The following is a 25,127-nucleotide window of genomic DNA, read 5'->3' as shown; positions in this document are numbered from 1 at the left end:
TAAACTAGCCGATATTGCGACAATGTAAATCATATGTAAAGGAATTCGTGTGAAGTCAATCACCAATAAAATAGCGCTAATGTTAATAGTTGCTCTATGTATTTCGTTTGTGGCTATGTCGGCCGCTAGTTACTATACTGCTCAGAACAAGACCATCGAGCTAGTCATACAAACTCAGCGTCAAATTCTAAAAGATGTAAAAAACGCTATGAATACATTTTTTGACGAGAATACACATGCCGCAAATGGCATCGCCCAAAGGCTAGAAAAGCTAGAGGATAGAAGCCAGATAAATGAAATTTTAAGCACAACAAAGCTAATCGTATCTCCTGAGATAGAGAGAATTTTTGTTGGATATGAGAGCGATGGTGCGATGTACCGCTCAAATGGTAAGAATGAGATGCCAAAAGACAATGGCTACGACCCAAGAACAAGAGACTGGTATAAGATCGCAAAAGGCGCAAAAGCAACTTTTTCTGATCCTTATAAATCATCAAGTTCTAACGCTATGATGATAGCGTTCTCAGCACCTATCGGCAATAAAGGTGTCGCTGCCATGAATGCTGATATTTCAAGTCTCAGTGAAGAGATCATGAACATTAGCAAGACTGATTATAGTTATGCTTACGTAGTAGATAAAGATGGCAAGATCATCATCCATCCTGACAAAGAGTTAGTTGGCAAAGATAATCCAACTACGATAGGTCTAATTAATAGATACAAAAATAAAGAATTTAATGAAAACGGTCTAATTGCTTATAAAAACACAAAGGGCGAGGATAGATATGCTGACTTCATAGAGCTAAACGATCGTGGCTGGCTGGCTATCTCTGCCATGCAAAAAGATGTATTTACGTCAAATACAATGCCACTCCTAAAAATCCAGCTAATCCTCGCGGTGCTATTTATCGTTATCCTCTCAGCATTTGTCTATTTCTTACTTAAAAAGTCTCTTAACCCTATAAAAACTATCCAGTCTAAGCTTGATGATGTATTTAAATTTGTAACTTACGAAGCAAAAGCACCAAGTAAGCTAGAGGTAAGATCAAATGACGAATTTGGTGAGATGAGTAAGGCGATAAATGAGAACATCGACAAAGTCGTAGCTGGTATCAAAAAAGATAGCACTATGATAGATGAGCTAAATAAGGTAGCAAATTTGATGATCAAAGGAAACCTTGGAGCAAAGATAGGCTCAACTCCAAACAACCCATCACTAAATGAACTAAAAGAGCTACTAAATAAATTCTTTACATCTATCTCTGCAAATTTAAAAGGCATAACAAACGTTCTTAGCTCATATACTAAAAACGACTTTACAGCAAAGGTTGAGATAAATGAAGAGCTAGAAGCCGATCTAAAGGCTATGATACTTGGAGTATCAAATATGGGTGAAGTAATTTGCACTATGTTAAACTCAAATTTAAATGATGCCAAGATGCTTGAAGAAAAAGCTACAACTTTGGCTTCAGCCATGAAAGAGCTTACACAAGGTGCTAGCACTCAAGCAAGCTCACTTCAAGAATCAGCAGCTGCAGTTGAGCAAATGTCTAGCTCAATGAATGCCATCTCTCAAAAGACAGCTGATGTTATAAGACAAAGTGATGAAATTAAAAACATCATAACTATTATTAGAGATATAGCAGATCAAACAAATCTACTTGCTCTTAATGCTGCAATTGAAGCTGCACGTGCAGGAGAGCACGGCAGAGGATTTGCCGTCGTTGCTGATGAAGTAAGAAAACTAGCTGAAAGAACTCAAAAATCTCTAGGTGAGATAGAAGCAAATACAAATGTATTAGCTCAATCAATAAATGAGATGAGTGAATCAATCAAAGAGCAAAGTGAAGGAATTAACATGATAAATCAATCAGTTGCTCAAATAGATAATCTAACAAAAGAAAACGTTGTAATTGCCAATAAAGCCAATGAAGTAACAAGCGATGTTGATAACATGGCAAAGACAATAGTAAGTGAAGTAAGAAAGAATAAATTTTAATCAAACTACTTCATAAATCTTCATAAATTTCAACCTAGTTTAGGCTGGGTTGGAATTTTTTATATTTTTAAATTCTAAATCTTAAGTTTAACACTCTAAAAGCTTCTAGTAAATTTTAAAATTTATGAGCGAGCATATCACGGCTCTAAATTTAGTGCTAAACGAAGTGCAGCCTAGATTTAGTAGTCTGCTAAGGCGAGTGAGTAAGATTTTAAAATTTGCAAAATAATAAATTTCTACTTTTAAAATATAGACTTTAATTTTTAAGCTCTTTTTTATCCAAAAGGGAGACAAGGGGACTCGAGTTACGAGGCCGTCCCCTTATCCCCCTTTTTAAATCCCCTAAACCCCTCGCACGTTCAAGGTGCATGCGATAGTGCTGACGCACCGCATGCGGTTTATCCTAAAAAGCCTACCTTAAATTTTAAAATTTATGAGTGAGCATATCACGCTTCCAAATTCAGTGGCAAGTGGCAACAAGACCTGAATTTGGTAAGTTGCTAAGGCGAGTGAGTAAGATTTTAAAATTTGCAAATTTGCTTTATTAAGTCAGATAAGTATCAAGTAAATTTTAAAATTTCATGAACGAGTAATTTCGGCTCTAAAATTTGAGCTAAGCGATAAGCGAAGCCAAATTTTAGTAGTCAATTCTTGCGAGTGAATGGAATTTTAAAATTTACAAAATAGCTTGATTAAATTTGTAAATTTCTTTTTATTCAAAAGGGAGTTAAATTTCACCTCACCTTATAATGCACGCTACCGCCATATGCGATATCTTCGGCTTTTACGTCATCGCTTGTTAAAATTTCACTTATCTTGCCGTTTGCTTCAAGCCTCTCTCTATTCTCCTGAGCGTCTTCTTGATAGCTATAAACCATCGCAACGCTCACCACACCGCTAATGCCCTCTATCATCTTAAAAACTCTGATCTCATCCTCGATGCTCTCTGAGCTAACGACCACCACGATCCTATCTTCTGCGTCAGTGATGATCTCGCACTCTTTTAGCTTGCTTATCTCGCTTTTTACGCTCTCATTTTTATTATCTGTATAGACTATCAGGCTTGAAATATTCATCTAACTCTCCAAAATAAAATTTTCTTCTCATAAGCAGAGGTTACGACCTCGTTGTCGCTTATGAAAACTATGCTATTTATCGTGCTTTGCCCAGTTTTTAGCATCGCGATCTTATCCAAAGTGACGCTATCAACCAAATTTACATCGCTCATCTCATCGCTCATATACGCGGCGATCTTGCCGTCACTACTAAGCCCCACGCCATAAACCAAAAAGCCAGTATTTATCTTTTTTAGCGTCCCAGCTGAGAAGATGCCAGCGATCCTGTCGGTGCCGCCGCTGATCATGACGCCATTTTTATAGGCGATGTCGTAGATGTTATCAGTGTGGATGTCTAAAATTTTGTCCATTTTTTTAGTGCGAACGTTGTAAAAATAGACCTTGCCACTCTCACAAGCGATCGCTAGCGTGCCTCTATCTTCGCTTATCTCCATGTCTGAGAGCATTGCGATAGAGATCTTAAAACTATCATAAATTTCGCCACTTTTTAGGTTTAAAAAGTAAATTTCATTGCTGATCGAAGCAAGTGCTATATGCTCATCATCTAAAAATAGAGCCTTTTTTATCGCTTGATTAGCCATTTTTATGCTTCTCATCTGCCCATTTTCTCTTATATAAAGCACCTTTGTAGCGTAGTCGCCCTCGCTTAAGATGAGCATCTTGCCATTTAGCTCATCGACATTTAAAATTTTTGGCCTCTCATGGTCGCTAACGTAGGTTTTTATATCATCCATTTTGATGATCTCGTCAAATTTAGACTCTTTTGGATCGTAAATTTCAACTGTGCCACCATCAGTTGCGATAAAAAGTTTGCCATTTATCAGCGTGGTGCCAAGCACATTTGCACTAGCTTCTATCTCTTTAACAGGCGTTGTGATCTCATTTGCAAAGATAAAATTTAGCAAGCAAAAAAGAAAAAATAAAACTCTCATAAAGCCTCCATTTGAAGTGAATTTTTAAAACAAACATCAAAGCACTCGCCGCAGCTCACGCAGTTTTGATTGACTATGGGACGAAAAACGCCAAGAAACTCAACCGCTTTAAATTTACAAGCATCAAGGCAGTTGTAGCAAATTGTGTCATTCCACGCTAGGCAGCTAGCGACGTTTATGCTAACCTTTGCGTTTATGCTCTTTGGTGAGCTTAAATTTAGTGTCACGTGAGCGCTACTTTGACAAGCTTTCGCGCACTCTTCGCAAAAGTCGCAGCCTAGCTTTTTAACTTTAAAAACAACTCTTTCATTTTCAAAGCTAAGAAGCTCTTTTTCACAAGCACTTACGCAGCTAGCCTCACAGCCAGCACAGTCAAATTCTCCACTAAAAAAGGGTGGATCTATAAATTTGGGAGCAGGTTTTGCCCCCAAAATTTTACTAATTAGCTCCCGCCTGCTTTGCATTACTTAACGCCGTCATTTAAAACGTCTAGTAAATTTGACTTATGTGAGCCGTTTTTATCTCTAAAGTCAGGCTTAAATTTGTTGCCAACAAGCTGCGTTACGCCATTTTGTTGCTCGACGTGGCAAGTTGTGCAGTTATATCTCTCATCATCAAGCTTGCCTGCAAGATCTTTTTTATTTCTGATGTCATAAAGGTGAGAAGCTGGGATCGGAGTTGCTCCGCTATCTTTTGCAAACTCAGGCATGTGGCAGGTTACGCACATATTTGAATCTTTTGTGATAGGCACCAAACCCTCAGTGTCGTGTGGGATAAATGGAGGTGCATTTTCAAAAGATCTATCAAATCTCTTTGCCATACCTGCTGGCTCTTTTGTGTAGTTGATGTCTTTTAAAACAACGTCTTTATCATCTAACAAATCAACATTTCTAAGGCCGATTTGCGAATCACTAATGCTTGGATTATTCAATGCACATGCCGCTAAAAAGGCAGCGCATAGTGCTCCAAGCGCCATTATTTTCATTTTCATTTTTCTCTCCTTAAATTTCTAATACTAAAATTTAACGCCCCGTCGCCGCAAACGTCGATGCATCTACCGCAGCTTATGCACTCGCTTGAACTAACCGCGCGGCTCTCTTTGCCGATCATATCTAGCACTTGCACCTCTGGGCAGACGAGCTTGCACTTCATGCATTTTGTGCAGGCATTTGCGTCGTGCTTTACTCTGATGAGTGCAAATTTTGATATCACCGCGTAAAATGCACCAAGTGGGCAGACGTGTGAGCAAATTCCGCGCTTTAGCACGAACATATCAAACGCCACTATGCCAATGGCGATGCCAATGGCGCTAACTGAGCCATAGATGATGCCACGCTGAATGATACCAACAAAGCTAATGCTCTCAAACGCTGGCACTGACAGAGCTAGGCTTAAGACAAGGGCAAGCGCTAGCAAGTAGTAGCGCAAATTTTTACTTACGTTTAAAATTTTCTCACCCTTAAAGCCAAATTTCTCTCTTAGCTTGTAAGCAATGTCGGTTAGTAAATTTACTGGGCAAACCCACGAGCAAAACGCCCTAGAAGCGATGAGCGCGTAAAATGCAAAGACGATGATAGCGCCGATTGCCGCATTTATGCCTACGCTAAAGCTTGCTAGTAAAATTTGAAGCACCGCAAATGGATCGCTTAGTGGAATTTGTCCAAAAAGCAAAGATGAGCTTAAATTTCCGCTAAGTATCTTAACCCCATAAACATTTCCTAGGATAAATAGCACTAGGATAGAAATTTGAGTTATTCGTCTTAAGATTAAAAATTTCATAGCTCACCACCATTTAGATAGTCAGTCGCCTTTTTGATGTCGAGCTTTATCTTGCTGTCGGCATCATCCACACGCCTTTCATCTTCTTTTACCCAGCCTTTGACGTAGTTATCGCCAACTTTGCCAAGCACAACTTCGCGGTTTAGCACGGTAATGGCTGCTTTTTCGGTGATACAGGCTCGCTCGCACACGCCACATCCTGTGCAGATATCGCTATCAACAACTGGTAGCAAAAACGCATGCTTTTGCGTCCTTTCGTTGCGGCGATACTCAAGATACAAGGCCTTATCTATGAGCGGACAGGATCTGTAACAAGCATCGCACTGTATGCCCCAGTATGCCACGCAGTTTTTCATATCGACCACTGCAACGCCCATTTTGGCTTTATTTATGTCTAGTTTGCCAGCTGTGCTTACTAAATTTGCATCCAGCGCACCAGTCGGACAGGCTGGCACGCAAGGGATATGCTCGCACATATGACAAGGAATTTTTCTAGGCTCAAAATAAGGCGTACCGACACTTATACCATCTTCAAGAGTTGCAAGCTTTAGTGTATCAAATGGACAGGCCTCTACACAAAGCCCACATCTAATACAGCTTTTTAAAAACTGCTTCTCCGCTTTCGCACCAGGCGGTCTAAGAAGTATAAGCGGTGAGGCTTTGGCACTAAGTGACCATATAAAGCCTCCGCCAAGAGCTAAGATCGCTGCCTTAGCTCCAAATTTCAAAGCTTCACGCCTACTTGAAAATTCCATATCAGCCACTTTTACGCCTTGTAAATTTTAACCGCGCACTTTTTATAGTCTGTCTCTTTTGAGATCGGGCAAGTAGCGTCAAGGCAGACTTTATTTATAAATACGTTTTCGTCAAAGAAAGGTACATAAACAAGACCTACTGGCGGCTTATTTCTACCTTTTAGATCTACTCTAGCTTTTACCTTGCCACGGCGTGACTCGACCCAAACGATCTCATTTTGAAGCACGCCAAGCTTTTTAGCGTCATCTTCATGCATGTAGCAAAGTGCCTCTGGGACGGCTCTATAAAGCTCAGGAACACGCATAGTCATCGTGCCTGTATGCCAGTGCTCTAGAACACGGCCAGTACATAGCCAGAATGGATAATCTTTGCTTGGCATCTCGCATGGATCCATGTAAGGGCGGAAGAAAATTTTTGCTTTGTTTGCAAGAGGAGTTTTCTCTTGATTTTTTACGCCTTTTAGATCGCCTGTTGGAAGGGCAGCGTTTTTGTTGCCGTAGAATGCAAATTTATCATTTGGAGCAGCTTTTTTCGCGTATGGGTCAAATTTAGTGTTAAATCTCCACTGAGTCTCTTTGCCATCAACTACCGGCCATCTTAGACCTCTTACTCTGTGGTAAGTGTCAAAGTCAGCTAGGTCGTGGCCGTGACCAACGCCAAATTTTCTATACTCTTCCCAAAGATATTTGTGGATGAAAAATCCATATCCTTTAAATTCTTTACCATCAGAGCCGATCACTTTTCTGCTGTCGCCAAAGACTTCTGTGTTGTCATAGTTTTCCATGATCGGATCGTTTGCGCTAAATTTCTTAGCATCTTCATTTGCAAAAAGCACGTCAAATAGCGTATCTTCTTCGCTATATCCCATAGCTTTTGCAGCTTCAAGCACGCTTGGAAGTGTCACTTTGTCATTTACTTTTTTCTCACCCCAAACATCTTTTAGCTTAAAGCGCTTACTAAACTCAAGCATTTGCCAGATATCAGGCATCGCTTCGCCAACAGGGAGTACTTGCTGTCTCCAGTGCTGTGTCCTTCTCTCGGCATTACCGTATGCGCCCCATTTTTCGTAGATCATCGCAGTTGGGAGGATAAGGTCAGCTACTTTTGCAGAAATTCCTGGATAAGGGTCACTTACAACGATAAAGTTGTCCATCTCGCGAGCTGCTTTGATCCAGTGGTTTGCGTTTGCAGTGTTTTGCCATGGGTTATTTACTTGAACCCAGATAAATTTAACCTTGCCATCTTCAAGATCACGCATCATTTTTACATAGTGTGAGCCTGGTACGGCATTTAGCGTGCCAGCAGGTAGTTTCCAAAGTTTTTCAGTGATCTCTCTGTGTTTTGGATTAGCGACGACCATATCAGCTGGCAAGCGGTGAACGAATGTTCCAACCTCTCTTGCAGTTCCGCACGCACTTGGCTGGCCAGTTAGAGAAAAGGCACCTGAGCCTGGAAGTGCTTGCTTGCCAAGCAAGAAATGCACCATATAAGCTTGCTCATTTACCCATGTGCCGCGTTGGTGTTGGTTAAAGCCCATAGTCCAGAAACTTACAACTTTGCGGTTTTTCTCGATATAAAGATCAGCAAGTGCTTTTAGTTTTTTCTTAAATTCATTGATATCTTCGTTTGGATCGCCTTTTGCTACCTTAGCTGTAAAGTCAAGTGTGTAAGGCGCAAGAGCTTTTTTAAACTCTTCAAATGTTATTTGCCAGTGATCGCCAGCCTTTGCAGCGTTTTTATTTTCAAGTGTATCACCAGCTTTTAGACCAAGATAAGAAAGTGTAACGCCCTCAGCCTCACTTAGCACTTTTGATTTTTCAGTAGCAGCGGTATCTAGCTCGCTTGGAGCATATTTTTTGTGATGGATGTCTGGGCGAAGACCATATCCGATATCAACTGGGCCAGCTGTGAAGACGCAGTGCTTTTTAACAAATTCTTCATCTATCATCTCAGGGTGGTTATAAACTATCTCACGAGCGATGTAGTTCCAGATAGCAAGGTCAGATGACGGAGCAAAAATGATCTCGATATCGGCTAAATTTGATGTTCTAGTTGAGTAAGTACTTAAATTTACAACCTTTACTCTATCAGGATCGCTAAGCTTTCTATCACTGACGCGCGCCCAAAGGATCGGGTGCATCTCAGCCATATTTGCGCCCCAAGCTATGACAGTATCTGTTAGCTCGATGTCATCAAAGCAGCCTGATGGCTCATCGATACCAAAAACTTGCATAAAGCCAAGAACCGCACTTGCCATACAGTGTCTTGCATTTGGATCGATGCTGTTGCTTCTAAAGCCACCTTTCATAAGCTTAACTGCTGCATAGCCCTCTGGGATTGTGTATTGACCAGAGCCAAGCACGCCAACGCCGTGAGGTCCAAGCTCGTCATAAGTCTTTCTAAACTGAGCTTCCATCACGTCAAATGCTTGCTTCCAGCTTACTTGCTTAAATTTACCTTTTTTGTCAAATTCGCCCTTTTCATTTACACGTAAAAGTGGATGAGTGATCCTATCTTCGCCGTACATGATCTTAGCGTTAAAGTAGCCTTTGATACAGTTTAGACCGCGGTTTACTGGTGCTTCTGGATCGCCTTTTACAGCTACTATCTTGCCCTCTTTTGTAGCAACCATGATGCCACATCCAGTTCCACAAAATCTACAGGCAGCCTTATCCCAACGCCAGCCTTTTTCAGCTTCGTTTGCCGCACTTAGCGAGCTTGGCACAGCGATACCGGCACTAGCACAAGCAGCACTAGCTGCAGCACTTTTGATGAAATCTCGTCGATTCATTTTTTCTCCTTAAAAGATTTAACACAAAGTTAAATAAATATTAACTTTGCAAAGCTTAATTTACGCCTGATTTACATCGACTATTTTGTCAAAATCTTAAATTTTAAAATTACAAATTGTTTCCAAGATTTTTTATAAAAAAGAGCCTTGCCAAGAGCACAAAATCGTAAATTTAAAATCAAAAATATAAATTATTATATAGATTTATTTTTCATTAATCTTAAAAAAATATATTAAAAATTTTATTAAATGATGTGTAGAAAAGTAACATATAAAATGGGTTAAATTTATTTTTTATTTAATCAATTTCTCGAAAATACAATAGATATGATGTTAAAGAAAAATTTATATCCAAGATATTTTTTTTAATATTTGGCAAGGTTTGTCACAATTATATATGTTTTATGACAGGAAAAAAATTATAGTGAAAAAAATTTTTAATATTTAAAACAAATAATATACGGTTAAAAAAACTCTAGTAAATTTTAAAAATTTATGAGCGAACATATCAAATTTACTGTGGGCTTTTTAAAACGCATGCAGTGCTTCAGCACCATTGCATGCACCTTGAACGTGCGAGGGGATTGTGGGATCTAAAGGGGGATAAGGGGACGGCTTTTGCTTCACTAGCTCGCAACTGCAAGCAGACCGTAATTCAAGCCTCTTCCCCTTAACAAAGAAGCAAAACTTTAAATTTTCTAAAAAAATCTTTTTTTCAAATTTCTAAAATTCCACTCACTCGCAAGAATTGACTACTAGAAAATTTGGCTTCGCTTATCGCTTAGCTCAAATTTTAGAGCCGAAATTACTCGCTCATGAAATTTCTAAAAATTTACTTATTACTCATCTGATTTAGCAAAACAATTTGCAAATTTTCTAAATCTTACTCACTCGCCTTAGCAACTTACTGAAATTTAGGGCTCATAACTATTCGCCACTAAATCTAGAAGCGTGATATGCTCGTTCATAAATTTTAAAATTTGTAAAAACATTACAAAGCAAGAGAAAAATATAAAAACCCAAGATTAAAATTAAAGTCTAGAATTTAAAGTAACTATATAAAGAATTAAATTTAAAAAAATATAAATCCCAACCCAGCCTAAACCAGAGTTGGAGTTTATGAATATTAATGAAGTGTTTTGTCTTAAACAAATTTGAGTTTGTTTAAAAACTCTAGAGAAAGAGTAGTTTAAAACCTCTTCTTCCTAACCTCTTCAACTATAGCTTTAGCCATCTCATCTACTTCTGATGTTACTTCGTTTGCTTGGTTTGCAATTACAACGTTTTCTTTTGTTAGATTATCTATTTGAGCAACTGATTGATTTATCATATTTATGCCTTCACTTTGCTCTTTGATTGATTCACTCATCTCATTTATTGATTGAGCTAATACATTTGTATTTGCTTCTATCTCACCTAGAGATTTTTGAGTTCTTTCAGCTAGTTTTCTAACTTCATCAGCAACGACGGCAAATCCTCTGCCGTGCTCTCCTGCACGTGCAGCTTCAATTGCAGCATTAAGAGCAAGTAGATTTGTTTGATCTGCTATATCTCTAATAATAGTTATGATGTTTTTAATTTCATCACTTTGTCTTATAACATCAGCTGTCTTTTGAGAGATGGCATTCATTGAGCTAGACATTTGCTCAACTGCTGCTGCACTTTCTTGTAAGCTATTTGCTTGAGTGTTTGCTGAGCTTGCTACTTTTGATACTGAGCTAGCTAGTAGTTTAGCTTTTTCTTCTAGTACTTGTGCTTGGTTTAGATTGTCATTTAGCATTTTAGATATCTCTATACCTAGAGAGTTTATACCACTTGCTATCTTACCATCATCATCAAGTCTTTTTGTAAAGTCTTGGTTTTTATAAGTGCTAAGTAAATTTAATACATCTTTACCATTACTTGATATTGCTTCTTTTAAAGCAAGCTGTAGGTCTTTAAATGTATTTTTTAGTTGATTTAGAGCTGGATTGTTAGTATCAGCTTCTAGGCTTGCTTCATAGTTGCCATCTTTTATCTCATTTACAAAGGTGTTGGCTTTTTGGATGAAGATACTTTGATCTTTCATGCCATCTTCAATGGCCTTTGTGTTTTTGTTTATTAGCTCTGCCATTTGACCAAATTCATCTTTAGATGTTATCTCTATAGGCTGTGCTTTGTTTGTCTTGTGATTTAGTAGATCAAAGAAAGATAGTAGGCCTGTTTTTAGTTTGAGGATGATTTTTAGGAGGTAAGACGACATTAGAAGTGAAACTATCACAGAGATGATGATCGCTGCTAAGATAACGCCGATAGCTGAGTAAAATAGCGTATGCAAATCTTTTAAAAGCACATCCTCGTCCATCTCACCAAATAGGTACCAATCAAGGCTTGGGATATATTTTGAGCCAATTATCAAATTTCTCGTGCCGTTAAAGTGACGGATGACGCCGCCATTTTTATTCATCAAGACATCAAATTTCTCTTTGCCAAGGACATCTTTTACATTTAATTTGCCGACCCTGTCGCTCTTTTCTATCTTTACGATACCGCTTGAATCAACCATTAAGAATTTACTGCCCTCGCCCATGGTTTTTGAGGTGACTAAATTTACGATGTCATCAAGGTTCATGCCTATCGCGCTGACGCCATAAAATTTGCCGTCTTTTTCAACCTTGCTATTTACATAAAGTGTTAGAGAGCCAGTAGCTTCTGAGACTTGGATATTTAGAGAATTTACCTCTTTGCCATTTTTAACGTCAAAGTACCAGCTATCGCGTGGATTGTCCTTGCTAAGCTGCTTTAAAATTTTGTCGTTTGTGTAGTAGTTTAGAGTTTTATCAGAGACAAACATCGCTGTTGAGAGGTTAAACGCCTTCATAAGGTCGGTGTTGTAGTTAAAAAGCGTTGCTAATCCGTCTTTTGGCTCGCCCTCGTCGATCCACTTGAGAAGATAGTCGTTTTTGGTCATCTGATAAGAGGTGTTGATGATCTTGTCTATGGCATAGCCGATCTCACCTGCAACGTTTGAGACAGCTAGTGGTAGCTCATCTTTCACAACTTTTTCTGTATATAGATTGCGAGCTATGTTGTAACTAATGAGGCTAACGCCGACTAGTAGCAGCACGATCACAGCTGTCAAAATAACAGAAATTTTAATCCTTAAAGACTTCATAAATCACTCCTTGATCAATATTTGCGTAATTATTCAACTTTTTATATAAAAGTAAAATTAATTTAAATAAATATGAAATTTTGTTTTAACTATGTCACTTTGAGGGGTTATAATGACACAAATTTAAATCACTCCCTGCCATAAAGTGCTAAAAATTTCTAAGCAATTTTTCAAACTGCACACCATACCACGTGCGATTATCATCTTTTAGCGTGATCTTGATGCTCTCAAGCACAAAATTTGCTGCCTTTTTGATAGCATTTTGCATGCTTTCACCATTTATGAGCGAGCCAAAAAGCACTGAAGCGAAAATGTCCCCGGTGCCACTTGCGTGAAATGGCAAATACTCGTGAAAATACTCCACTTTTTCTTTCGTCTTTGCGTCATATGCTATGATGCCACACTCATTTTGCCTATACCTAATGCCCTTTAAAACGATCTTTTGCGCGCCAAAACTAGCCAAGCCCTCAAGCAACTCTAAAATGTAATCCTCGCCGTATCCATCGCTTAAAAATGACTTTGCACACATAAAACTTGCCTCAGTTATGTTTGGCGTGATGACGTGTGCCTTTGTGCAAAGCTCTCTCATCTTTGCCACAAATTTCTCATCAAATCCGTGATAGAGCTTGCCATTATCGCCCATACAAGGATCCACAAGCCTTAGCAAAGAGCCACTATCAAACTCAGCAAAGACCCTCTCTATAAGCTCAAGCTGCCTAAAACTACCTAAAAATCCAGTGTAAATTCCATCAAAGCTGATGCCCTCTTTGTGCCAAACCTGCGTTATAGCGTCAAATTCATCAGTCAAATCACGAAAAGTGAAATTTTTAAAGCCAGTGTGAGTTGAGAGCAGTGCCGTTGGTAAGATGCACGCCTCGATGCCTTGGGCGCTGATTATGGGAAGTGCGACGGTGAGCGAGCATTTGCCCACGCACGAGATGTCTTGTATAGTTAAAATTCGCTTCATCTATCATCTTAATTTATAAAATTTAACGCCGGCAACGTCGGTTTGATAAACCACGCCGTCTTGCAAAAGGCTGTTTAAAATTTGTTTTGAGTGCTCTGAGAAATTTTCTTCTACATTTGCCGTAGTTTGCGGACGGCGCTCTAGCATGGCTAAAATTTCACTCTTGCTAAATTCATACTTTTGCTCTATCTTATGAGCCCTAGCTATGGTGACTGGCACGCCTTTTATCTTGCTTGCAAGCTCTTCAAGCCTACTAGCATCAACGCCTTTTACGTTGTAAGCTGGCGGGCGATCTATCGTACCCACATCCACTCGGTGCGGAGCTATCTCATTTACAGCCTCATTAAGCGCCATAAATTCCTCTTCTTTGTCGTTAAATCCAGCCACGACCAAAATTTCAAGCACAAGCTCGCCCTTAAATTCCTTGCGAAATTTAGCCATTGCTTTTATAAGCTCATTTACTTCTATGCCACTTTTGTTGCGGTCTATCTTTTTAAATGTGCTTTGCACGGCGCTATCAAGGCTAAATTTAACTATATCAAGCCCTTGCAAGGCTTCACAAATTTTTTGATCTCTCGCGCCTGAGCCGTTGCTTAGGATGAGAGTTTTTGCCTTGTCTTTTATCTCATTTACTTTTGCCACCAGCTCTTTTAAGTGCGGATAAAGAGTTGGCTCGCCATTTGCTGTAAGCGTGATGACATCGATATTTTGATGAACTTTTAAAGCTTCTTTTAAAGCGCTTATGATTTCATTAACGCTTGGTGGATTTTCTATCTCTTCAACCGGCTTTGCGCCTTTTAACTCGCAATAAACGCAGTCAAAATTGCATGATTTTTGCTTTGGGCTTAGATCGATACCAAGGCTCATGCCAAAACGGCGCGAATTTATCGGCCCAAAGACGATAGTGCTATCTTGCACTTTTTCTTTGAACCTCTTTTATGAAATATTTTGCGTTTTCAACTGGCACATCTGGCAAGATCCCATGACCAAGGTTGAAAATATGCGGCACGCCTTTCATTGTGCTTAAAATTTTATCCACGCCCTCATCGATCGCCTTTTTGCTATATAGCCTTGTTGGCTCCATATTGCCCTGAAGGACATATCTTGGACTAAGTTTTTCTTTTACTAGCTCGATCGGCGTGCTCCAGTCGACGCCAAAAACGTCAAAATTTCCTGAAATTTTATCCAGATATCCACTTATACCTTTTGGAAAAACGATGACTGGTATCTCTGGAAATTCAGCCTTGACGCTATCAACTATCTTATTTATATAACTAAATCCAAACTCAAAATATGCCTGCTCTTCAAGCGCAGCCGCCCAGCTGTCAAAAATTTGCACGGCATTTACGCCAGCTTTTATCTGCTCTTTGACGTAAAGGATGAGCGCTTGCGTCACTTTTTCTAAAATTTGATGTAAAAATTCTGGATTTTGATAGAGCATCTTTTTGCAGACCGCATAGTTTTTGCTGCCTCCACCCTCTATCATATATGTAGCTATCGTCCATGGTGCGCCGCAAAAGCCAATTAGCGCCTTATCTTTGGCTAAATTTTCTCTTGTAAGTTTGATCGTGTCATAGACGTATGCTAAGCTTTTAACCGCTCTTTCGATGCTAAGTGCATCAAGTGCGGCCTCATCACGCAAAGGCTTTGTAAAAACTGGTCCCTCGCCCTTTTCAAAGCGCAGATCCATGCCCATTTCAAGTGGCACGACAAGGATATCGCTAAATAAAATCGCCGCATCAACGCCCAGGATATCAACTGGCTGAAGCGTGACCTCGCTAGCCTTTTTATAGTCTTTGCAAAGTGACAAAAAATCCCCTGCTTGCGCGCGCACTCGCATATACTCAGGCAAGTATCTGCCAGCTTGGCGCATCATCCAAACAGGCGTGTATGGCGTAGGTTTTTTCAAACAAGCGTCTATGAATATCATAAAATTTCCTTTAAATTTTTAAATGGATATTATCCAAAAATAGCTAAAGAAAAGATGTAGGAGAAATTTCAAGCGTAAGAACGCTTAAAATTTTAGTGTTCGCCCTTGTGAAGGAAGTAAAGTCCAAGGCAAAGTGCAAGGATAGAAGCCGCAAGATAGGCCATCTCAAGCGGAGTTGTGAAATTTGCGTGAAGCACTCTTTGGAAGAAATTTACGATTAAAACCATGACGATCACTTTGCCAAGCTTGTCTTTTAGCTCATCAAGCGAATGCACTTCAAGCACCTTACTCTGCTTTGACTGCTTTAGCTGTGTGATCTCTGAGATGAAAAGCTCGTAAATTCCGAAGCTAAATATATAAAGAACAAGCGCCATCAAGTATAGATCTATCGCTCCAACGATCTCGCCAACGACCTCTGAGTGGAAATTTTCAACGTGAAAATCTGTAACAAAGAAATATTTATAAACCTCTAAAAGCACCTTGCCGACATCATAACTTGCGATGATGAAAAGCACGATCGCACCTAAAAGTCCAAAGACCACCGGAAAAAGCGTGAAACTGTTGCTTGCAAGCAAAATTCTCTCAAATATTTTACGCAATAAAAACCCTTTTTGTGAAATTTAAAAAGGGAGTATTTTATAGTTTTTTCCTTAAATTTTAGGTGCAAGATCGCAATTAATTTTAATGCAAACTACTCCTGCATCGCGATCCATTTTTGTGCGATCCTAACGGCATTTGTCGCAGCTCCCACGCGGATCTGGTCGGCACTGCACCAAAGGTGAAGCACATTTGCTCTAAAGTTATCAACCCTGATCCTACCAACATAAGTCTCGTTTGTATCGCTTGAGATAGTAGGCATCGGATACTCTTTTTGGGCTGGATTATCGACTACGACGACGCTTGGAGCTTTGCTTAAAACCTCTCTTGCCGCATCTGCGCTCACGTCTTTGTCAAAGTGGATAGTGATCGCCTCAGAGTGGCTTCTAAGCACTGGCACACGCACGCAAGTAGCGCTCACTTCGATATCTTTGTGAAGAATTTTTTGCGTTTCATTGACCATTTTCATCTCTTCTTTTGTGTAGTCATTGTCCAAAAATACATCGATGTGAGGGATTACATTTAGCGCTAGGCGGTGCGCAAAGACCTTTGGCTCGCACTCATCAAGCTTAAATTCAAAAAACTTTTGCATCTGCACGACAAGCTCTTCCATGCCCTCTTTGCCAGCGCCGCTTGCTGCTTGGTAGGTAGAAACATCGACCCTGTTGATGCCAAAAGCGTCATTTAGTGGTTTTAAAATTTGCACCATTTGGATGGTTGAGCAGTTTGGATTAGCGATGATGCCGCGGTTTTTCCACATGGCAATGTCGCTTGGGTTACACTCAGGTACGACTAGTGGGATATCTTTATCCATCCTAAAATGGCTGGTGTTATCGATGACTACTGCGCCGCTGTCAGCTGCAAATTTGGCAAATTTCTCTGAAACTGAGCCGCCTGCACTAAAAAATGCGATATCGATCTCATGCTCGCTAAAAACTTTCTCGGTTAGCTCTTTTACTTTGTAGTGTTTGCCCTTAAATTCAATCTCCATGCCAACGCTCTTTGCACTTGCAAGTGGCAAAAGCTCACCAACTGGGAAATCAACCTCCTCCATAACTCTAAAAAGCTCTTCGCCGACCGCTCCAGTAGCACCAACGACCGCTACGTTAAATTTTCTCATCTGCTCTCCTTGGTTTCTTTTAATTTTCTTAATTTGCATAATTTTACTAGCCAAAAACTTAAATTTTTACCTATTTTTTACTTCTTGCTTGCAAAAATAGATCTTTTGGCAAAATTTCATCTCCCTCGCTTAGTATCGCTGCACGCTGCACGACTGAGATGAGCTCTCTTATGTTGCCTGGGTAGTCATAGCCCAAAAGCTCCTCTTTGGCTGCTTTTGAGAAATTTTTAGCCTCAAAGCCATACTCTTTGCAGCATTTGTCCAAAGCATCCTGCGCGATAGGCAAAATTTCATCCTTTCGCTCGCGAAGTGGCGGGATGAAAAGCGGGATCGTGTTTAGACGATAGAAAAGATCCTCTCTAAACCTGCCCTCTTTCATAGCAAGCTCTAAATTTGCATTTGTAGCGCAGATGATGCGAACGTCTATCTTTTCGCTCTTTGTAGCGCCAAGTCTTGTTATCTCGCGCTCCTGCAAAGCACGAAGCAATTTTGGCTGTAAATTTATAGGCATCTCGCCGATCTCATCTAAAAATAGCGTTCCGCCATTTGCCAGCTCAAACTGCCCTTTTTTGGTAGTCGCAGCGTCAGTAAAAGCGCCCTTTTCAAAGCCAAAAAGCTCACTTTCTATCAAATTTTCAGGGATCGCAGCCATATTTAAAGCGATAAATGCCGCATCTTTTCTTGGTGAATTTGCGTGGATAAATTTAGCAAAGACCTCCTTGCCAACACCACTTTCACCACTAAGCATGACTGAGGCGTCAGTTCTTGCAGCTTTTAGTGCGATATTTAGCGTAGCTTCAAGCGCCTTTGAAGTGGCTAAAAAGCCGTTATTTTCGCTTTTAGTTTCAACTTTTTTTATGCTTTTTGGAGTTTTTTGTTTTAGCGCCTCTACCCTTTTTATCGCTTCATATAGCGTTGAGACGTCAAATGGCTTTGTTAAAAAGTCCTTCACGCCAAGTCTAACGCTCTCAATCGCCTTGTTAAGTGTGGCGTTTCCAGTCATTATGATGACGTCAAATTTGCCGTTTAGCTCTTTAATGAACTCAAGTCCGTCCATCTTTGGCATGTTTATGTCGGTGATGATCAGATCAGTGTCGTCGCTTAGCTTTTTTAGAGCTTCAACTGCGCTCTTGTAGCTCTTGATGTTTAGCTCTTCATACTCGCCAAGTGCGATCTCAAGCGACTTTCGCATATTGATGTCATCTTCTACTATGACAATATTCATTTGATCTCTTTTTTATTGAAGTGTGCCGATGATAGCGGATTTTGGCTTAAATTCCACCATAAATCTAACTGGCAAAATTTTCAAATTTGAAGCATTTGTGACCTGCGCATTTTTGACATTAAGCTCATTTTTTATCATCACTTTTTTTAAGACAAAGCAGTCAAAAATCTCATCTTTGTGTAAATTTAAAAAGCCAAGAGTTGTGGTGTTTTCATCTTTAAAAGCGTCTATCTGGCAAAGAAATTTTGGCTTTGGATTGGGCGTTAGAGTCATCGCCTTTGAAAATGAAATTTCCTCATGCGCGATGATATGATTTGTCGTATCGACCTTTGCCCAGAAGATAAACTCCTCCAGGCAAAAGGCGAAATTTAAAAGTATCGTTAGTAAGAAAAGACTTCTCGCCACTTATCTTCGTCTATCTTAAGCTCCATATTTACCTTATAAAGCCCGTCTTTGAAATTTTCATTCACGATCCTTGCATTTTTGACAAGACCTTGAACCTTTGAAGTGATAGATGAGTCGTTTAGCATCGCGTCTCTTACGGTGTCTTCAGCGTTGATCTTTACGCCATAAAGCTTGCCTGCAAGCTGCGAATAAGCATCAGCCATCGCCGCTCTTTTTGCAAGAGTGACTGACTGAGCGTATGAGAGCGAATTTAGCGGAGCTATGCCCTCGCCTGTGGCTCTAAAAGTGGTCTCTCTTGGAGCGCTATCATATATCATCTTCTCTTTTTTCATCACCTCTCTAAGATCGTCTTTATCGACCTTTTGGATGACTACGTTGCGGTTTGATGTGCTAGTTGGCTCGCCCATAAAGCCGTTAAATGAGCAACCGCCAAAAATAGCGATCATCAAAGCAAAAGATAAAATTTTAACCTTCATAAACAACCTTTTTTATGCTTTTATTTAAAATTTAATAGCAAAATTTATTCCAAAAGCCCCATATCTTCGCTTGGTGCTTCATCCTCATCTTCGCCATCATCTGCCTTAGGGCATCTTGCGATACTTACAACATCATCGCCATCTACATTTACGACGATCACGCCGCTTGTGTTACGTCCTGCTTTGCGGATGCTTTGCATATCTACTCTTATCATCTTGCCGCTTGATGTTAGAGCCATAAGGTCTTGCTCTTCATCAACCATCACAACGCCCACAAGATCGCCTGTTCTGCTTGTTAGCTTCATGCAGATGACGCCTTTGCCGCCGCGGTTTGTCAAGCGGTACTCATCAGCGGTTGTGCGCTTGCCGATACCTTTTTGAGATATGCTTAAAATTTCTTGGTCATTGCTTTCGATGACTGCTGCGCCTACGACCTCATCGCCTGGCTCTTTAAATTTAATGCCAGTTACGCCGCGTGCTGTTCTTCCCATTTGGCGAACCTTGCTGATCTTAAATTTAAGACACATACCCTTTTTAGTAACGACAAATAGCATTGTCTCATCGCCTGAGTTTGCGTCCTCTTCGGTATTTGCGCTATCTTCGTCGATCTCATTTTGAAGCTCTTCAACTTCAAGCACCTCTGTCTCTACGCTTAGCTCATTTTCAGGGTCAGTGACCGGCATATCATCGTATGTTTGAGCGATGAGCGCAGTTACTAGCTCGTCGTTCTCATCGAGGCTTATCGCTCTTACGCCAACTGAGCGGATGTTTTTAAATTCGCTTAAATTTGTGCGTTTTACGATGCCGTTTTTAGTGAAGAATGCTAGCGATTTGCTCTCATCAAAGTCAGTCGTTGGGATGATCGCTTTGATCTTCTCATCAGGCTGCAACTGGATCAAATTTACAACTGCCTTGCCTTTTGCCGTGCGGCTTCCCTCTGGGATCTTATAGACTTTTAGCCAGTAGAGCTGTCCGCGGTCAGTCACAAACATAAGCGTATCGTGGGTATTTGAAGTAAAGAAGCTTTCTATAAAGTCATCATCGTATGTCGTGACCGCTACTTTACCTTTGCCACCGCGTTTTTGCTTCTCGTACTGCTTGCTTGGCACACGCTTGATGTAACCGCGGTGAGTTATGGTTACGACCATATTTTCATTTGGTATGAGGTCTTCAATGTCGATATCATCGTAGTCATCAACGATCTCAGTCACTCTTGGTACTTTAAATTTATTTTTGATCTCAAGAAGCTCTTCTTTGATCAAATTTTCAAGCAATGTCTCGCTCTTTAAAATTTCATCAAGTCTTGCGATCTCAGCCATAAGCTCGGCTAGCTCGGCCTCTAGTTTTTCTCTCTCTAGGCCTGTAAGCTTGCTTAAACGCATATCAAGGATAGCGTTTGCTTGAAGCTCTGAGAGATTAAATTTACTCATCAAGCCTTCTCTAGCAACCGCTGTATCGGCACTATTTCTAATAAGCTCGATCACCTCATCGATGTTATCAAGTGCGATCTTTAGACCCTCTAAGATGTGGGCTCTTGCGCGCGCTTTTTCAAGCTCAAATATCGTCCTTCTAATGATAACGGTTTTTCTGTGATTTAAAAATAGCTTAAGTAGCTCGATAAGGTTAAATACCTTTGGCTCTTTGTTATTAATAGCAAGCATAATAACGCCAAAAGTGCTCTCCATCGTGGTTGATTTAAAGAGATTATTTAGCACGATGTCGCTCATAGCGTCGCGTTTTAGCTCGATGACTACGCGGATGCCGTCCTTGTCAGACTCATCTCTAACCTCGCTGATGCCCTCTATCTGCTTATCTTTTACAAGCTCGGCGATCTGCTCGATAAGCCTTGCTTTGTTTGTTTGATATGGTAGCTCGTCGATGACGATGACATCTTTGTTTGGCTTTTTTTCTATGTGAGTTTTGGCTCTTAGTTTGACCCTACCACGACCTGTGCGGTAGGCCTCTATGATGCCTTTTTTACCAAAGATGATACCACCAGTTGGGAAGTCTGGACCTTTTATAAATTCCATCACCTCTTCAAGTGTCGCCTCTTTGTTTTCAAGAAGTAGCAAAAGACCGTCTATTAGCTCATCAAGGCTGTGTGGTGGGATATTTGTCGCCATACCGACCGCAATACCGCTTGAGCCGTTTAATAATAAATTTGGCACACGGCTAGGCAAAACATCTGGCTCAACCTCTCTATCATCGTAGTTTGGTACAAAATCAACCGTGTCTTTGTCGATATCTTTTAAAAGCTCTTCAGTAAGCATGGTCATTCTAGCTTCGGTATAACGCATCGCAGCTGCGCTGTCGCCATCAATCGAGCCAAAGTTTCCTTGTCCATCAACGACTGGATAACGCATAGAAAATTTCTGAGCCATACGAACAAGTGCATCATAAACCGCTGTGTCGCCGTGTGGGTGGTACTTACCGATGACTTCACCGACGATACGAGCTGACTTCATATAGGCACTTCTGCTGCCAACGCCAAGGTTATCCATAGCGTATAAAATTCTTCTATGAACTGGCTTTAGTCCGTCTCTAGCGTCAGGCAAAGCACGTCCGACGATGACGCTCATAGAGTAGTCAAGATAGCTATTTTTTATAGAATCTTCGATATCAACTGAAGCGATATCTTGAGTTAATTCAAGTAGATTGTCTTTCATTTTTATCCTTAAATTTAGCTTGTGGGATTTTAGCTAAAAATTGATAAAAACTTGCTAAGGGCAAAGCGGCTTGGGTTAAATTTAACCCTTAAGCACGCTCGTAATATGTAGCTCCGTTTGAAAAACGCTTTGTGTAAAGTGGGGTGTATGGCACAAGATCAGCGTGTCCTGCGTATAGCCTGCCCTCTGGCTTAAGCATCCTATGCAGCCTCTCGACGCATTTTAGTCTAAATTCGTCGTCAAAATATATCATCATATTTCTTGAAAGGACGATGTCAAATTTACCAAGGTTAAACATCGCATCGTCAAAGACATTTAAAATTTTAAACTCACACCTTGGCAAAATTTCTTTTTTGATGAAAAATTTATCATCTTTTTTTGTAAAAAATCTCTCTTTTTGAAACTCGCTTAATCTGTGCAAGCTCCTCTCGCCGTAGCATCCGACGCTACAAGCTTGTATGGCTTCTGAGTTTATGTCGATGCCAGTTAGCTGGATATCGCTTTGTTTAAGGCCAAATTCATAAGCAAGCATAGCAAGCGAATAGACCTCATCGCCAGTTGAGCAAGGCGCACATAAAATTCTAGCCTCCCCAAGCTCTTTTGCGTAGTAGATCACGTCTTTTAGCTGTGCTAGCTCTCTATAAAAATATGTCTCATTTACGGTGACTAAATTTAAAAGATCTTGCCTAAGTAGCGTGTCAAATCTTATCATCGAAACTAACTCTTTAAAGCTTTTTATCTGGCGATTTTTGGCAAATATACTAACTCTTTGCAGTGTGATGTCCCTCTTTGGCTCCAGATCGACCCCGCAAAGCGTCTTTATAGTGCTCATAAATTCGTTAAATCCATCCATGTCGCTTGGTGCTTTTGCCTCTAAAACTTCGCTTTGTTTATCCACTTTGTTAAAAAGCATTTAAAAACTCCTCAAGCTCTTTTCTTATCATCATTAAATTTAACGATTTTAAATTTTGATTTAGCTCCTTAGCGCGCTTTGGCATGCCATAAACTATGGCACTCTCTTCGTTTTCAGCTATGCATTTTGCGCCTGCTTTATAGAGCTTATCAAGCCCAGCTGCACCATCATCGCCGATGCCAGTTAGCAAAATCGCTAGTAAATTTACATTTTTGGCGATCTGCGTGCCTGAGTTAAAAAGCACATCGACATTTGGCGTATATATCGTTTTTATCTCAGGTTGTGGCTTTGCACTAACTGGCAAAGTCGCTGAAATTTCAAAATTTTGATCACAGATATAGACGATATTTTCTCTTAAATTTGTCTTTTCGCTTAGAATTTCAACATTTATATTGCACTCCCTGCCCATTTGCGTGACAAATGAGTTTATAAACATCTTGTTCATATGCTGAGCTATGACGACCATCGCACCATTTAAATTTATATCTTTTAATAGTTTTTTTATATGACCTGGGCCTCCTGTAGAAGCCCCTATTAAGACTAGTTTTTGAGCCACTAATTGCCTTTAAATTTAAAATTTACCACACAAATCAAGTTCTAAATTCGCCAAGTTTTGCATTTAGCGTATCTGTCATCTTGTTTAGATGCTCAGCAGCTGAAGCTATCTCTTCTACGCTTCTTGCACTTTGAGATGAAATTTGACTTATGCCCTCCATGCTTTTTACTATATCGTCAATATCCTTGCCAGTCTTTATATAGTCCTCGATAGTTTTATCAGATAGTCCTATGGCTGATCTCATGATACCACTCATATCTCTTATGGTGTTTTGCGCGTTGTTTGTCACGCCTGTTAGCTCGCTTATTTGCTTAGAATTTATACTCATTTGCTCGCTACTTTCATTTATCGCTTGAACGATGACGTTGATAGTTGCGTTTATCTCAGTGAGGCTCTTTTGAGTGCGCTCAGCTAGCTTTCTAACCTCATCGGCAACGACTGCAAAGCCACGTCCATGCTCGCCTGCACGTGCTGCTTCGATGGCTGCATTAAGAGCTAGTAAATTTGTCTGATCAGCGATGTCATTGATAACCACAAGGACTGATTTAACCTGCTCGGCATCACGGCTAAGCTGCTCGATCTTGCCAGCCATTTGGTTTTCTATATCTGATGTCTGAGCGATCTCTGAAGATAAATTTGAGATGGTATTTAGCGTCTCATCAACGTAGCTTAGCGCCTTTTGAAGATCATCTTTTCCGCCTTTTGCAACTTCGATTGACTCTTTCATATATGATTGTATCTCAGTGCAATCCTTCCCAGCGTCCTCAACTATCTTGCTTGAGTTTTCTACCCCGCGACCAGTTTGGACTGAGGTTGAGCTAAGCTCATTTGCGATGGAGCTGTTTTCATTTGAGATATCTTTTGCCTCGGCGATTAAAACCCTTACTTTTTCTATAAATTTATTTATAGCCTCGCTGGCTTTTGCTATCTCATCTTTGCCTACAACTTCCAGCTTTCTTGTTAGATCGCCATCGCCGCTTGAGAGGTTTGTGGCTCGCAAGATTAGCTCATTTAGCGGTTTTGTGATAGAAATTTTAGAATAAAGCATGGCAACTATTAGTGAGATGATTAAAACTACGACGGCTATGACGATGAAATTTGTAGTGTTTGCCTTAGCGTCATTTTGCATAGTGGCTGAAATTTTATCTATCTCTTTATACATACCCTCAAGATTAACAACAGACATCAGCACTACATCTTCATGAAAGAGGTTTAGTTTTAGCCCTTTTCCTATCTTTCTAGTCGTTGAGCCATCTTTTGCTTTAGCTACAAAATTTACAAAAGCGCCCTCGCTATTTTCTGAGGCTTTTTGCATGAGATCTTTTATGTATTTATAGCCATCTGCATCAGTTGCTTCAAGTCTATCAAGGCCGTTATACTCAGGCACTCCAGGACTAGAGATAACCACACCTTTTGTAGTGTAGATACTAAAGTATCCCTTTTTATCATCGCCAAATCTAGCCTTTGAGAGATAGTCGATAATATCTTCTTTTTGATCTTCAATGGTCTCGTTTGCGTCGTCATAGACCTCTTGAATTTTTAGCAAAATGTTTGAAACGATATCCATCTCTTCACTTAAAGCTGCCCTTTTGTCGGCTAAGACCTTTTCAGTCAGCTGTTTGGTAGAAAATTCTATCGCTTTGTTTTGTTCGTAAATGTTTAGAAAGACTAAGATGGCTCCAAGCACCAGTAGGGACGAGACAATCATCATCGTCACTTTTGATGAAATTTTCATAATACCTCCTTTTTAATGTTTAAATTTCCTTAATTTTGAGATTATAGCAC

The 25,127-nt window shown here is 40.1% G+C and carries 21 protein-coding genes and 1 pseudogene; 1 reads left to right on the top strand and 21 read right to left on the bottom strand.

All coding sequences use genetic code 11. The features are described 5' to 3' along the window. The first annotated feature begins 49 nt into the window (after window positions 1-49). Window positions 50-1,999, top strand: coding sequence for a methyl-accepting chemotaxis protein (locus CVT07_RS02885; RefSeq protein ID WP_107937320.1), 1,950 nt, complete (start codon window positions 50-52; stop codon window positions 1,997-1,999). Window positions 2,000-2,733: 734 nt separating this feature from the next. On the opposite strand, the gene CVT07_RS02880 is transcribed toward CVT07_RS02885, so the two are convergent. The 21 genes and pseudogenes from CVT07_RS02880 to CVT07_RS02785 form a co-directional block, all read right to left on the bottom strand. Then, window positions 2,734-3,075 (bottom strand): chaperone NapD, encoded by a 342-nt coding sequence (locus CVT07_RS02880; protein WP_107831859.1) that lies wholly within the window; start codon window positions 3,073-3,075, stop codon window positions 2,734-2,736. Continuing rightward, the gene (locus tag CVT07_RS02875) at window positions 3,072-4,007 is read right to left on the bottom strand and encodes a WD40 repeat domain-containing protein (protein ID WP_107937322.1); all 936 of its coding nucleotides are present in this window, start codon (window positions 4,005-4,007) and stop codon (window positions 3,072-3,074) included. Before CVT07_RS02875 ends, CVT07_RS02880 begins: the two co-directional genes overlap by 4 nt. Next, window positions 4,004-4,471 (bottom strand): 4Fe-4S ferredoxin, encoded by a 468-nt coding sequence (locus CVT07_RS02870; protein WP_107937324.1) that lies wholly within the window; start codon window positions 4,469-4,471, stop codon window positions 4,004-4,006. Before CVT07_RS02870 ends, CVT07_RS02875 begins: the two co-directional genes overlap by 4 nt. Then, window positions 4,471-4,998, bottom strand: a complete 528-nt coding sequence (locus CVT07_RS02865; RefSeq protein WP_012001478.1) for a nitrate reductase cytochrome c-type subunit — start codon at window positions 4,996-4,998, stop codon at window positions 4,471-4,473. The genes CVT07_RS02870 and CVT07_RS02865 overlap by 1 nt, the downstream gene beginning before the upstream one ends. Then, the gene (napH, locus tag CVT07_RS02860; RefSeq protein WP_107937326.1) at window positions 4,995-5,786 is read right to left on the bottom strand and encodes a quinol dehydrogenase ferredoxin subunit NapH; all 792 of its coding nucleotides are present in this window, start codon (window positions 5,784-5,786) and stop codon (window positions 4,995-4,997) included. The genes CVT07_RS02865 and napH overlap by 4 nt, the downstream gene beginning before the upstream one ends. Then, complete coding sequence (gene napG / locus CVT07_RS02855) at window positions 5,783-6,541, bottom strand: ferredoxin-type protein NapG (RefSeq protein WP_228027415.1); 759 nt, start codon at window positions 6,539-6,541, stop codon at window positions 5,783-5,785. Before napG ends, napH begins: the two co-directional genes overlap by 4 nt. Window positions 6,542-6,552: 11 nt before the next feature. Beyond that, on the bottom strand, window positions 6,553-9,333 hold the full coding sequence (napA, locus tag CVT07_RS02850; protein WP_103569393.1) for a nitrate reductase catalytic subunit NapA: 2,781 nt from the start codon (window positions 9,331-9,333) through the stop codon (window positions 6,553-6,555). 1,189 nt (window positions 9,334-10,522) lie between these two features. Continuing rightward, complete coding sequence (locus tag CVT07_RS10330) at window positions 10,523-11,113, bottom strand: methyl-accepting chemotaxis protein (RefSeq protein ID WP_232527126.1); 591 nt, start codon at window positions 11,111-11,113, stop codon at window positions 10,523-10,525. A 579-nt stretch (window positions 11,114-11,692) separates the two neighbouring features. Continuing rightward, window positions 11,693-12,487, bottom strand: a pseudogene (locus CVT07_RS10325) (cache domain-containing protein); the annotation flags it as partial. Between the two features lie 148 nt (window positions 12,488-12,635). Continuing rightward, window positions 12,636-13,454, bottom strand: a complete 819-nt coding sequence (locus CVT07_RS02840; RefSeq protein WP_107937552.1) for a pyridoxamine kinase — start codon at window positions 13,452-13,454, stop codon at window positions 12,636-12,638. A gap of 3 nt (window positions 13,455-13,457) precedes the next feature. After that, a complete protein-coding gene (locus CVT07_RS02835; protein ID WP_107937550.1) occupies window positions 13,458-14,372 on the bottom strand; it encodes a radical SAM protein in 915 nt (304 codons plus the stop codon). Further along, window positions 14,362-15,384: a uroporphyrinogen decarboxylase gene (hemE, locus tag CVT07_RS02830; RefSeq protein ID WP_107937548.1), complete on the bottom strand. Its 1,023-nt coding sequence runs from the start codon at window positions 15,382-15,384 to the stop codon at window positions 14,362-14,364. The genes CVT07_RS02835 and hemE overlap by 11 nt, the downstream gene beginning before the upstream one ends. A 92-nt stretch (window positions 15,385-15,476) precedes the next feature. Further along, window positions 15,477-15,983 (bottom strand): YqhA family protein, encoded by a 507-nt coding sequence (locus CVT07_RS02825; RefSeq protein WP_107937546.1) that lies wholly within the window; start codon window positions 15,981-15,983, stop codon window positions 15,477-15,479. 92 nt (window positions 15,984-16,075) lie between these two features. Next, complete coding sequence (locus tag CVT07_RS02820) at window positions 16,076-17,101, bottom strand: aspartate-semialdehyde dehydrogenase (RefSeq protein ID WP_107937544.1); 1,026 nt, start codon at window positions 17,099-17,101, stop codon at window positions 16,076-16,078. A 70-nt stretch (window positions 17,102-17,171) separates the two neighbouring features. After that, window positions 17,172-18,326 carry a sigma-54-dependent transcriptional regulator gene (locus tag CVT07_RS02815; RefSeq protein ID WP_103571159.1) on the bottom strand — a complete coding sequence of 385 codons (1,155 nt, stop codon included), beginning with the start codon at window positions 18,324-18,326 and terminating at the stop codon, window positions 17,172-17,174. A gap of 12 nt (window positions 18,327-18,338) precedes the next feature. Beyond that, window positions 18,339-18,731, bottom strand: coding sequence for a hypothetical protein (locus CVT07_RS02810; RefSeq protein WP_107937542.1), 393 nt, complete (start codon window positions 18,729-18,731; stop codon window positions 18,339-18,341). Beyond that, entirely contained in the window at window positions 18,707-19,207 is a 501-nt protein-coding gene (locus tag CVT07_RS02805) for an LPP20 family lipoprotein (protein WP_002939671.1), read from the bottom strand. The genes CVT07_RS02810 and CVT07_RS02805 overlap by 25 nt, the downstream gene beginning before the upstream one ends. Window positions 19,208-19,251: 44 nt before the next feature. Further along, a complete protein-coding gene (gene gyrA, locus CVT07_RS02800) occupies window positions 19,252-21,873 on the bottom strand; it encodes a DNA gyrase subunit A (protein WP_103635370.1) in 2,622 nt (873 codons plus the stop codon). An 88-nt stretch (window positions 21,874-21,961) separates the two neighbouring features. Beyond that, window positions 21,962-22,786 (bottom strand): CheR family methyltransferase, encoded by an 825-nt coding sequence (locus tag CVT07_RS02795; RefSeq protein ID WP_107937540.1) that lies wholly within the window; start codon window positions 22,784-22,786, stop codon window positions 21,962-21,964. After that, entirely contained in the window at window positions 22,776-23,342 is a 567-nt protein-coding gene (locus CVT07_RS02790) for a CheB methylesterase domain-containing protein (protein ID WP_021092891.1), read from the bottom strand. The genes CVT07_RS02795 and CVT07_RS02790 overlap by 11 nt, the downstream gene beginning before the upstream one ends. 34 nt (window positions 23,343-23,376) lie before the next feature. Next, on the bottom strand, window positions 23,377-25,077 hold the full coding sequence (locus tag CVT07_RS02785) for a methyl-accepting chemotaxis protein (RefSeq protein ID WP_107937538.1): 1,701 nt from the start codon (window positions 25,075-25,077) through the stop codon (window positions 23,377-23,379). Window positions 25,078-25,127: the final 50 nt, after the last annotated feature.

It is taken from the genome of Campylobacter concisus, from assembly GCF_003048875.2.
Lineage (GTDB): Bacteria > Campylobacterota > Campylobacteria > Campylobacterales > Campylobacteraceae > Campylobacter_A > Campylobacter_A concisus_AU.
Note: the sequence above shows the minus strand (reverse complement) of the source record. Positions and strands in the feature narration are given on the sequence as shown.

Excerpts from the sequence above, each read along its gene's own strand:
- CVT07_RS02880 (WP_107831859.1), bottom strand. The coding sequence starts at position 3,075 with ATGAATATTTCAAGCCTGATAGTCTATACAGATAATAAAAATGAGAGC.
- CVT07_RS02875 (WP_107937322.1), bottom strand. The coding sequence starts at position 4,007 with ATGAGAGTTTTATTTTTTCTTTTTTGCTTGCTAAATTTTATCTTTGCA.
- CVT07_RS02870 (WP_107937324.1), bottom strand. The coding sequence starts at position 4,471 with ATGCAAAGCAGGCGGGAGCTAATTAGTAAAATTTTGGGGGCAAAACCT.
- CVT07_RS02865 (WP_012001478.1), bottom strand. The coding sequence starts at position 4,998 with ATGAAAATGAAAATAATGGCGCTTGGAGCACTATGCGCTGCCTTTTTA.
- napH (WP_107937326.1), bottom strand. The coding sequence starts at position 5,786 with ATGAAATTTTTAATCTTAAGACGAATAACTCAAATTTCTATCCTAGTG.
- napG (WP_228027415.1), bottom strand. The coding sequence starts at position 6,541 with ATGGAATTTTCAAGTAGGCGTGAAGCTTTGAAATTTGGAGCTAAGGCA.
- napA (WP_103569393.1), bottom strand. The coding sequence starts at position 9,333 with ATGAATCGACGAGATTTCATCAAAAGTGCTGCAGCTAGTGCTGCTTGT.
- CVT07_RS10330 (WP_232527126.1), bottom strand. The coding sequence starts at position 11,113 with ATGCTAAATGACAATCTAAACCAAGCACAAGTACTAGAAGAAAAAGCT.
- CVT07_RS02840 (WP_107937552.1), bottom strand. The coding sequence starts at position 13,454 with ATGAAGCGAATTTTAACTATACAAGACATCTCGTGCGTGGGCAAATGC.
- hemE (WP_107937548.1), bottom strand. The coding sequence starts at position 15,384 with ATGATATTCATAGACGCTTGTTTGAAAAAACCTACGCCATACACGCCT.
- CVT07_RS02820 (WP_107937544.1), bottom strand. The coding sequence starts at position 17,101 with ATGAGAAAATTTAACGTAGCGGTCGTTGGTGCTACTGGAGCGGTCGGC.
- CVT07_RS02815 (WP_103571159.1), bottom strand. The coding sequence starts at position 18,326 with ATGAATATTGTCATAGTAGAAGATGACATCAATATGCGAAAGTCGCTT.
- CVT07_RS02805 (WP_002939671.1), bottom strand. The coding sequence starts at position 19,207 with ATGAAGGTTAAAATTTTATCTTTTGCTTTGATGATCGCTATTTTTGGC.
- gyrA (WP_103635370.1), bottom strand. The coding sequence starts at position 21,873 with ATGAAAGACAATCTACTTGAATTAACTCAAGATATCGCTTCAGTTGAT.
- CVT07_RS02795 (WP_107937540.1), bottom strand. The coding sequence starts at position 22,786 with ATGCTTTTTAACAAAGTGGATAAACAAAGCGAAGTTTTAGAGGCAAAA.
- CVT07_RS02785 (WP_107937538.1), bottom strand. The coding sequence starts at position 25,077 with ATGAAAATTTCATCAAAAGTGACGATGATGATTGTCTCGTCCCTACTG.